This is a genomic window from Herbaspirillum sp. B65 (assembly GCF_000333555.1).
GTDB classification, from domain to species: Bacteria; Pseudomonadota; Gammaproteobacteria; order Burkholderiales; family Burkholderiaceae_D; genus Herbaspirillum; species Herbaspirillum rubrisubalbicans.
In genome coordinates, this window is record NZ_BADI01000055.1 from 1 (window position 1) to 10,179 (window position 10,179).

Below are 10,179 nucleotides of genomic sequence, written 5' to 3' on the forward strand. Positions count from 1 at the left end.
AGACCGCATAGGGCCAGATCAGGAAGGTCTTGTAGAGCGCCGCACCGCGCCGCACGCGGTCGGCAAAGACCGCCAGCAGCAGCGACAACGCCAATCCGAAGAAGGCCACCAGCGCCGAGAAGACCGCCGTGGTGCGGAACGCTTCGAGATAGGTGGGATCAGCGAAGAGGGTCTTGAAATTGTCGAACCAGACGAATTCGGAATAGCCGTGGGCCACGATTTGGGGGGTAATCTCTTGCTCGCGGAAGACACCGCGCAAGCTGCGGGTGAGGCCGAATTCATTGTTCAACAACACCAGCGGCATCCCATCGAGCTGGGCGCAGCGCAGGGTGGCGCGGTTCTTCTGGAAGCTGCCGGCCTGCGCCACCGCCCACATCGGGTAGCGCGCCACCGGCAGGGTCTGCAATTCCAGGTCGGGGTCGGCCGGCAGCACGGTCATGCCGATTTCCAGCTCGCCGCTGGCGACCCGCTGCTCGATCTGCGGGCCGGTATCTTCCTTGAGCACGATGGCAATCTCTGGATGACGCTCGCGGAAGGCCTTCAGTACCGGCGTGCAGAGGATGTTGATCATGGGCGGGATGCCGATTTCCAGGCGGCCGCAGCGCAGCGCCTTGGTATCGCGCACCTCGGCGTCGAGCCGCTGCATCGAGGCCAGGATCTGCTGGCCCTGTTCATACACCACGCGACCGGTATCGGTGAGTTGCAGGCGACGCCCATCGCGGATCAGCAAGGGTGCGTCCACCTCGTCCTCCAGCTGGCGCACCATCTTGCTGACGGTGGACTGGGTCACGTGCAAGGTGTCGGCGGCGCGGCTGAAACTGTTCAGGCGCACCGTTTCGGTGAAATAGCGCAGGGCGCGGATATCCATGGCGGCGGGGGCTTCAGGCAAAGGTGGAGTGGCTTGGAAAAGTATGCATTTTCCGACTGCAACGGCGGAATTTAAATCATACAGCGCATACAGGCCGACTTCTATACTTGGTTCAAACAAGATGCAAGAAGTCCGTCAAGGATGCACTTCGCCCCCACCCTAAAGAACCCGAGCAGGAGCACACTCATGGATAGCCAGCGCATCCGCCAGCCCGCATTGGCCGGCAAAGTCATGTCTGCCGCACAGGCGGCGACCTTCTTCCACAACGGCATGACCATCGGCTTGAGCGGCTTTACCCGCGCCGGCGATGCCAAGGCCATGCCGCGTGCACTGGCTGACCGTGCTGCGCAGGAAGAACTGCATTTCACCGTCATCACCGGCGCCTCGCTGGGCAATGGCAGCGACGGCTTGATGGCCGAAGCGGGGCTGCTGGCGCGACGCCTGCCGTTCCAGGTCGACCCCACCCTGCGCAAGCAGATCAATGCCGGCCAGGTCATGTTCATCGACCAGCACCTGTCGGAAACCGCCGAGCAATTGCGCAGCGGCACGCCCTCGCGCATCGACATCGCCGTCATCGAAGCCGCGGCCATCACCGAAGAGGGCATCGTGCCCACCATGTCGGTGGGCAATTCGGCCAGCTTCGTGGAGCAGGCCAAGCAGATCGTCATCGAACTCAATACCAGTATGCCGGTGGCCCTGGAAGGCTTGCACGACATCTACCTGCCGGCGGCTCGTCCCGAGCGCAAACCCATCCCGCTGACCGCCGCGGGCGACCGCATCGGTCATCCGACCATTCCCTTCGATCCGGCCAAGGTGGTGGCCATCGTGTTGACCGAAACGCCCGACAGCCCCTCCACGGTCTTGCCGCCGGACGACGAAACCCGCGCCATCGCACGCCACGTGATCCACTTCCTGGAGTGCGAAGTGGAAGCCGGCCATCTGCCGCATACGCTGGCACCGCTGCAGGCCGGCATCGGCACGATTGCCAATGCGGTCTTGCACGGACTGGTGGATTCACCCTTCCGCAACCTGGTGATGTATTCGGAAGTGCTGCAGGACAGCGCCATCGAACTGCTGGACTCGGGCCAGTTGGCCTTTGCCTCGGCCTCGTCGATCACGCTGTCGCAAGCCAAGTACGAGCACTTCCTGGCCAACCTCGATCGCTATCGCGACAAGCTGGTACTGCGCCCGCAGGAGATCAGCAATCACCCGGAAGTGGTGCGCCGGTTGGGCATCATCGGCTTGAACACGGCGCTGGAGTTCGACCTCTACGGCAACGTCAATTCCACCCACGTGGGCGGCACCCACATGATGAACGGCATCGGCGGCTCGGGCGACTTCGCGCGCAATGGGCAGATCTCGATCTTCGTGTCCAAGTCGGTGGCCAAGGACGGCGCCATTTCCAGCGTGGTGCCGATGGTGTCACACGTGGACCACAGCGAGCACGATGTCGATGTGCTGGTCACCGAGTGGGGGCTGGCCGACTTGCGTGGACTGGCGCCGCGCGAGCGGGCGCTGAAGGTGATCGAACAGTGCTGCCACCCGGACTACCGGCCGCAACTGCGTGACTACTTCGAACGTGCCTGCCAGGCGGGCGGTCATACGCCGCATCTGCTGGGCGAGGCGTTCTCGTGGCACCAGCATTACGCACAGCATCGCACCATGCGCCTGGATCAGCACAAGGGCTGAAGCTGCCGATGATGTGCCAGGGAAGATGCCTGCATCAAGCTATTGCCCCTTGTACTTAACTTATACTTAACTTATACCTGCTTAGAACTCATTTCACCAATAGGCGTGAAATGAGTTCTAGATAAGGGGCAAATCTGTTCCTGGTCCACCTGCTTCTCGGCACCATCTGCGCGGCTGGGTATGCGTATGCGGATTCGTCTTCGAATTGACACGCCGCTTGCGTCGCGTGTTCCAGCACGTATCTGGAGAGGCGTCCGTTGACGCGAGACTATCAAGCGTCGTTCAAGGAGGATGGTTGGCGCAACTTCTTTTGAGCATCTTGAACATCCGGGAACAAGGCCAAAGCATCGTTTTGAATGCGCTGTCGGTTAACTTCTGCGCTGTAGTAGCCAAGCTTGGTCATCGTATCGCTGGGCAATCCATGTCTGATATTGATCGCCCGCGCCGATTGTTCCCGATAGGCTTGCTCGGAGGCTGCCCTGGTGGCAGAAGTATTTAAATGATTTACCAGATTCTCAAGAATCTGCGGATAGGCCGCCAGCGCCAATGATCCCCCTAACGCGCCCACAGGAGAGCCTGACCCGGCCGAGTCTCCGACAAGCACGACATTCGACCGCATGGTGTTGTCGGCGCGCTTCATTTTCACATCAATTCTCTGAGATGAGAATTCGATCGTTTCATCCGAAATCCTCATGTCTGAGCCACCCACCTCACACATAAGCTGTGCTGCACTCATGGCGTTGCTGATGGCGGCAGCATCGAATGGCTTGTCAGGCTCAATGCCTAAGGACATGTTGACGAGCGCCCCCTCTTGCCGATGAAGATGATGAATCGCGGTCAGTTGTTTTTTTTCTTTGTCAAACATCACGCCGAACAGTCCTGGCGCAGTATTTTCGGGGCCAGTGTAATTGGCCTGGTACCAGCTCTCTACGGTAGGGCTAATGGTTTGTTCACTCACTAGCGACGCATTCTTACTGTTTGCACCCTCGGCCACGACAATGAGATCGAATTCAATGGCTGGATCGATATCTTCTTTTTCATCGTTCGCGCCTACCGTCAGTCTCGCAGCGTAGTCAGCGCTTTGTCCCATTGAAGTGAGCAAGGAGACTTCGGCGGAAATGACATCGATATTCTCCTGGGTCAGGCAATACTGGTTCAACCCTTTTTCCAGATTCCTGATCTGGCATAGTGCTACGTTGTGCGCACTGATCGTCGACAGATTCGGATATTGCCAATCCCTGGCATCAACCGCTGCAACAGGCTCCCCTTGCGGCCATTCGAGATTCATATAGGCCATAGGCTCAGTGTGCCGCGTCTTCGTAGACGTCTGCAAATCCAGATAGTCGGTTTTTTCCCGATTCTTGCCGAGGCGAACCGGTATCTGCGCCGAAGTATGGATGCCATCATTATTGGTCAGCCACTTCACGATCTAAAGGCGGAGTTATCCGACTTGATGATTCTTCCTTGATTCGTGGCGAAAATACCTTCTTCCGAGCCGATATTATTCCGATTGATATCGATTAACTTGTGTTCGATCAGATGTCGAAGCAAGACTCCTTCTGGCGCCAATTTGGCCAGCGTAAACAGCGCTTCTTCTTTGAGTACGAAGGTATTTTGACGGGTATATGCGGTTCTCTTTTCAGCCACGATCACATGAAATCCGTTGTTCTTCAGTGTCAGTGCTGCAGCGAATCCAGCGGTACTTCCCCCGGACACAAGAGCGACCCTCATGCCTGGATTGCGCTCTTTTTTCTCCGCTAGTTCAGACATCAGTGCCTTGATGGCAGACACATCATTTGCTGTAGTGTTCACTGCATAGTCCGACGCACCATGAAGAGTAGGCAAAGCACCCGCCAGTTGACGAAGAACTGCGCCCTTTCCCTGGTTCTTGTTCAACTGCTGCATGGTGTTGCATGTGCTGGCCTCACCTGGTTCAGGAGTCGCTACTTCCGGTTGAGCCTGGGTGGGTAATTGCGAAGGAATTTCATAGTCTTCCGCTGGATGCGGGGGGGATGTGACATTCATCATATTGGTTCCATTTTTTAGTTGACTGAAACAGATCGGGTCGCCATAGGCAGATCGCTGCCAACGACTTTCTGTTTGTAGAGATCTGTTGCGAGATGCAGCATGTCGCTGCAAATAGTATGTGCCCACAGCTAGGTGATAGTTTCAGCAGTCTGTAAGGGACTTGCACAGCGTCTGTGTCCGGCGCATTTTCGCGAAAAATCTCTTCGGAAAGTTTCCTTAAAAAATGTGCGGCTTTCTCTGAAGAAAAGCAAGGTCAATCCGGCAGACCGGCTAGCAGGAGGCACATCTCAAGTGACGCTTGCGCCGCGCACGGCATCCCTCACGGTGCGCGATGTGCGGACATACCGGTTGACCGTTCGGTGGAACCGTCAACCTTCGTTGGTCGACATACCCATGCACAGGCAGACGCCGATTTCATCTGCAGGATCCCTTCATCTCCCTGCCTCGCTGCCGCCTGCCTCCAATCGACAGAGAACAATGAACACCTGCCCAATCCCATGAGGGCGCGGCCTTATTGCATACCTTGATCATAGAAGCGTTTCATTTCCCCGGTCGCAGTGAAGAAATTTGCTTCAACGACGTAATGACAACAACCTTGGACCATGATCGGTATGCCGTGATCCGCTTGAACGGGCGGAGTATTCCGACACAAAACCTATTAGACCATTTCATGAAAAACCTACCTCTTCATTCGGCCGTCGACATCCGCCTCTTGCAGGAACCCATGCTCGCTGCTCCCAGTGCACCAGAGCCTGGCACTGCTTCTTCCGAGATGACGACGCAGCCTGAACTGCCATGTCGACCCGCCATGCTGGACATTCGCCACGAACAGCGAATCCGCGCGCAGCAGCGCGCAACCCATTCGGAAATCACATCTGTGCACGCCGATGTAGAGCGCACTCAGGATCATCACGATATCGAGGTTCAGGCCAGCCCTCTGGACTGGCCTGTGCTGCGGTGTCCGCTGATGATCGATGTTGCCAGTGGCCGCCTGTCGGCGGCCAGCGCCGGCGCCGCAGACGATGCCCCTGCCCTGAGCAGCCTGCTCGACGAGCTGAACCTCGCTCCCGCGTTTCTGGAACAGATCAAGCATCTGGCCCAGGAACTTCCGCCAGGGCAACCACTGGAGTTGCGTTATTGCATGGGTGCATCGATGGACGCGCAGTATCGTCACCTGCAGTCGCGCTTCGCGGTCAAGCAGGCGCTGCTATGGAAGGACGGCGACCATGCCGCGCGCCGGCGCGAGGAGGTGCTGGCGGCCGCGACCGAACATGCGCCTTGCACCGGAGCCGCAGATGACTTTGTAGAGATCGAACTCAAGGGCATCAGCGTCATCAGTGCCGCCTTGGCCGGGATGCGCCAGCAAGCTGCGCTCTGGGACGAAAAAACCGGCCATGACGATTACGCCCGGCTATGCAGCGTGATGCCCGAGGTTTCGGTGCATATCGCTCCCGATGGTGCATCCATCGAGTCGTTCAGGCAGGCGATCTGTTGCGAACTGGCCAAGCCTTCCCATGCGGACTTTCGCGCCAGCCAAGCTCTTATCCACGCACGTTATCAGGCTGGGCGGATCGAACACAGCTGGCGCGCGCTGGGCGGCAGTATGATAGGTGGTGCCGTGTATTCGCTGGGCATGATGATGCTCAACAACTACATCAACCACAGCATGATCCCGGCCGAAATGCGTCGCGAAACTGGGTTGAGTCGCCAGAGCACGGCAGAGAAGCTGTTTTCGGATGTATCTGAAGAGCTCCTGTCGGTGGCGACGCCCTGGCAGAAATTCCTGATGACATTTGATCCCAGCTGGCAACTGGGTAGTTGGGAAATCTTTGACAACGCCATCCTCGACTGCGTCCTGGGTGACGATGAGGCAAAGCGGGAGACGTCCCAGCAAACACTTGAAGGCCCCTCGGGTGGCGATGTTCACTCTGAGGATAGTAAGGACAGTGGCGCTGCGGCAATCGCCGATACCGAGGCAGCGTCGCTGGCCGGTGCGTTGGTGGCGTCACAACAGAGGATAGGGCAAGGGCTGGCAGAACTGACCTCGGCCAGTTTGCGATCAGGACTAAGTTCAGTGGCCGCCAAAGCGGCGGCGATGATGGGGCAGATGGCCTCTTCCGCTTCGTTCGCGGTACCGGCAGGCATCATGTCCGGCGTATTCTCTTGGCCTGATAAGGCCATCGAGATCTGGAAGCCCGGTCGTACCGCCAGCGCCTTCAAGTCCGGATTCAAGGTTGCGGTGACTTCGCCGCTCTCCAGCCTGGCGTGCAGTGCCGGATTTTTCCTGAAGATGGGTGAAGTGGCGGCCGAGACTGAGGCGGCGGTCTTGCAGGCGCTTGAGCAGGGACAACTGGCCTGGCCCCAGTACAATCCCTTCGATGCCACCCAATCATTCGACCGCAGCGACATTGAACAGGTCAAGCGAGCGGTCTGGGATATGACCCAAGAACAGCTCAACAATGAGCCTGATGCACTAGCGGTGCGGCTGTCGGTGCCGATGGAGTTTATCTCGGGCGTCGTGCAAGGCAGCATTTCGCTCATTCCTGGGATGAATCAGGCGATTTCGTTTGCCTTGGATACGCTGTTCTTCGGTCCTGGCGAGTTGCTCTGGATGACCATCACGGGGGTCATCTCCAATCGCGCCAATGAACAGGAACTGCGTAGTCGTCTTGCCGCGGTGATGCAGTCCTGTTCGCATGAGGATGTTGGCTCGATCCGGAGCAGGCGCATTGCCGTGCAGTTTCTGCTGGATAACCGACTGATCTCCGAGGAAGGCTTGCGTCAGTGGCAGCAACAGACAGTTGCGATGTTGGGCGGCGCCATGATCCATCCGGTATATGAGGGCGGCAGTTACCTCAAAAATGGAGGACGGGTAGGGCTGCGGGCATTGGCCGAGCTACCCACACGCGTCGGTGCGACCATGCCTACCGCACTACGCCGTCTGAGCTCGCGCACCGGAGAGCTACTCTCTACGGCTGGCAAGTACGCACGTACCGGCGCTGGAGCAGCCGTGGATTGGGCGGTTTCCGCAGGCGTGTCGGTGGCGCGTCCGCCGATTTCCTATCTGCGTGGCGCAGAACACGCACCGGATGCGGCGGCCGCCCGCCGCTATGCTGAGATGCTCAAGGCACTTCCTGCACGGGTAAGCAAGACCATGACGGATCTGCTCGGACCGGATGAGCACAATCTATCCATACGGACCCGCTTGCCCTACGAAAGGGCCGTGACAGGAAAGCCTCGCAGCGATGCGCTCGCGCAGGTACCAGCGTCAAATAATTGATGCAGGCATTGTTGCGCTCGGCACGCACGGCCACCTTCAGAAGGTTTCCCAATCTCCATCGGCCTCTTCCTTTTTGAATGAGGATGAGGGTGCGGGCGCAGGTTTGTTGGCACGGGGCGGTACCTTGGCAGGTAGTGAGCGGGCCGCGGCAGGTGCCGGCTTGGGCGCCGTCTTCACCACCACGGCCGCGCGGGCCACCGGAGCCGGGTGGGCGATGCCGCCGGCTGTCTTGAAGATCCCCACCGCACTACGCAATTCGGTCGCCTGTTCGGACATCGCCTGGGCCGCCGCTGCGGCTTGCTCCACCAGGGCGGCATTTTGCTGGGTGACCTGGTCCATCTGGCTCAAGGCCTGGTTCACCTGCTCGATGCCCGTGGTCTGCTCGGAGGACGCGGCCGAAATCTCGGTCATGATATCGGTCACGTTGCGTACCGCCTGCACCACTTCATTGATGGTCTGGCCGGCTTCGCTGACCAGATGCGTGCCGCGTTGTACGCGCTCACCCGACAGGCTGATGAGATCCTTCACATCTTTGGCGGCGGCAGCGCTGCGCTGGGCCAGCGAACGCACCTCGCTGGCGACCACTGCAAAGCCGCGCCCTTGCTCACCGGCCCGGGCCGCTTCCACGGCGGCGTTGAGCGCCAGGATATTGGTCTGGAAGGCGATGCCTTCGATGACGGTGATGATGTCGGACACCTTGTTGGAGCTGTCGGAAATTTCGTTCATGGTATCGATCACACGCCCGACCACCTCACCGCCCTTGACCGCAAGCGTGGAGGCGTTTTCCGCCAGGACATTGCCCTGCCTGGCATTGTCCGAATTCTGGCGCACCGTGGAGGTCAGCTCTTCCATGCTCGACGCCGTTTCTTCCAGCGATGCTGCCTGCTGCTCGGTGCGTTGGGACAAGTCGGTGTTGCCGGTGGCGATTTCGCCAGCGGCCACGGAAATGGATTCACCCGACGATTGAATGCCGCGCACGATGGTCGTGAGCTGTTCGCGCATGGTCGCCAGCGAGGCCATCAGGCTATCGCGATCGTTGTTATTCAAGGGCACCGGCACGGTCAGGTCACCCGAGGCAATATGGTGGGCCACCTGGGCAGCTGCCGCCGGCTCTCCGCCCAGGGCATTGAGGATGCTGCGGGTGATTGCAAAGCCGGCGATGATGGCCAACAGGACGGTCAGGGCACCGGCGCCGATGAGCACCGACAGGGTGGAACTGCTCAATGCACGGACCTGCTCGCTACGCACCTTGAGCAGCGACTCTTCGGCCTGGTTGAATTCAGTCTGCACCGCACGGAAGCGGTCCATGTGGACCTTGTCGTTAGCTGCACCGAAATACGCTTGCAGGGCTTGCGTTGAGCCACTGGCGTTGGCCTCTTTGCGCAGTTTGATCAAGGTCTGGTCGACCTCTTCGATCTTGTTGGTCAGCTCCAGCATTTCGGCCAGGCGTTTTTGCTGGGCCGGGTTGTCAGAGGTCAGCTTCTTGGCTTCGTCGAAGGCCTTCCTGAATTCTTTGCGCCCCTCCAGATAGGGAGCAAGGAAAGCCTCGTTGCCCGAGGCCACGTAACCACGAATGCCGGTCTCGATGTTGACCATATTGACCAGCATATAGTCAGCCGTGCCCATCACCTCGTAGGTATGAACATTCATGGAGCTGGCGGCTCCCAGCTTGTTGAAATTGAACAGCGACAAGGCACTTCCCGCCAGTGACACCACCACCATGCAAAGAAAGGCCAACCCCAATTTTCGACCAACGGTCAATGATCCAAACATTTTCCCCACCCCTTTGTTCCCAGCCGAATCGCTGGTTTTTTTCAAGTTGAAAGGCACGCAAACGATGCCCAACTGCATATCGACAGCCCCCACGGCTGCGATGTCCTTGCTGCAAAAGAAGAACTAGAACGCATCAAGTCTTCATGGCCTTGGCAATCGCCGCGGCGGCCACGGATTGGGGGCCATCATTGCGTTGGGTGTCGGCGTGAAGCGCGATGTCTTCAAAGGTTGAAGTCAGGCTCTCCATGATCTCCTGGAGCCTGTTGAGCTGATACATCAGCTCTCTTGAGCTACGATGGACGAGATCGTCACCAGCTTGTTCGATGGCCATTGCTAATTCCCCCACTTTAGAAATCCGATGCGAATGCCCGCTCCGCCTCTGCGGAGGTCGTCATTCATTTCCAAAGTTGCCCTGGACAAGAGGGGAAGTTGTCACCCACAGTTCTGCAAAGCAATTTGTTGGATTCGATATAGTTGCCCAGCCCGTCCTTGAATCNTAGGAATTTCCCTATATAACCCATTTTTGTTAATTTAACGAAGC

The 10,179-nt window shown here is 58.5% G+C and carries 8 protein-coding genes; 3 read left to right on the forward strand and 5 right to left on the reverse strand.

The window, feature by feature from the left end:
• Positions 1-868 (reverse strand): LysR substrate-binding domain-containing protein (locus I5W_RS01290; RefSeq protein ID WP_252716845.1); only part of this gene is annotated, 868 nt, incomplete at its 3' end.
• 186 nt (positions 869-1,054) lie between these two features.
• On the opposite strand from I5W_RS01290, the gene I5W_RS01295 reads away from it, so the two are divergent.
• Complete coding sequence (locus I5W_RS01295; protein WP_044527883.1) at positions 1,055-2,557, forward strand: acetyl-CoA hydrolase/transferase family protein; 1,503 nt, start codon at positions 1,055-1,057, stop codon at positions 2,555-2,557.
• Between the two features lie 271 nt (positions 2,558-2,828).
• On the opposite strand, the gene I5W_RS01300 is transcribed toward I5W_RS01295, so the two are convergent.
• Both I5W_RS01300 and I5W_RS33020 read right to left on the reverse strand, forming a co-directional pair.
• Positions 2,829-3,983: a hypothetical protein gene (locus tag I5W_RS01300; protein ID WP_252716842.1), complete on the reverse strand. Its 1,155-nt coding sequence runs from the start codon at positions 3,981-3,983 to the stop codon at positions 2,829-2,831.
• Positions 3,980-4,585, reverse strand: coding sequence for a hypothetical protein (locus tag I5W_RS33020; protein ID WP_252716843.1), 606 nt, complete (start codon positions 4,583-4,585; stop codon positions 3,980-3,982). Before I5W_RS33020 ends, I5W_RS01300 begins: the two co-directional genes overlap by 4 nt.
• Before the next feature lie 514 nt (positions 4,586-5,099).
• On the opposite strand from I5W_RS33020, the gene I5W_RS01305 reads away from it, so the two are divergent.
• Entirely contained in the window at positions 5,100-7,865 is a 2,766-nt protein-coding gene (locus I5W_RS01305) for a hypothetical protein (RefSeq protein ID WP_252716844.1), read from the forward strand.
• Positions 7,866-7,901: 36 nt separating this feature from the next.
• On the opposite strand, the gene I5W_RS01310 is transcribed toward I5W_RS01305, so the two are convergent.
• Positions 7,902-9,587 carry a methyl-accepting chemotaxis protein gene (locus I5W_RS01310; RefSeq protein WP_083893431.1) on the reverse strand — a complete coding sequence of 562 codons (1,686 nt, stop codon included), beginning with the start codon at positions 9,585-9,587 and terminating at the stop codon, positions 7,902-7,904.
• Between I5W_RS01310 and I5W_RS33025 the strand changes: the two genes are divergently transcribed.
• Complete coding sequence (locus I5W_RS33025; protein WP_252716846.1) at positions 9,514-9,765, forward strand: hypothetical protein; 252 nt, start codon at positions 9,514-9,516, stop codon at positions 9,763-9,765. The genes I5W_RS01310 and I5W_RS33025 overlap by 74 nt on opposite strands.
• Before the next feature lie 6 nt (positions 9,766-9,771).
• Here the strand turns inward: I5W_RS33025 and I5W_RS01315 are convergent, their stop codons facing one another.
• Positions 9,772-9,969: a hypothetical protein gene (locus tag I5W_RS01315; RefSeq protein ID WP_216667372.1), complete on the reverse strand. Its 198-nt coding sequence runs from the start codon at positions 9,967-9,969 to the stop codon at positions 9,772-9,774.
• Positions 9,970-10,179: the final 210 nt, after the last annotated feature.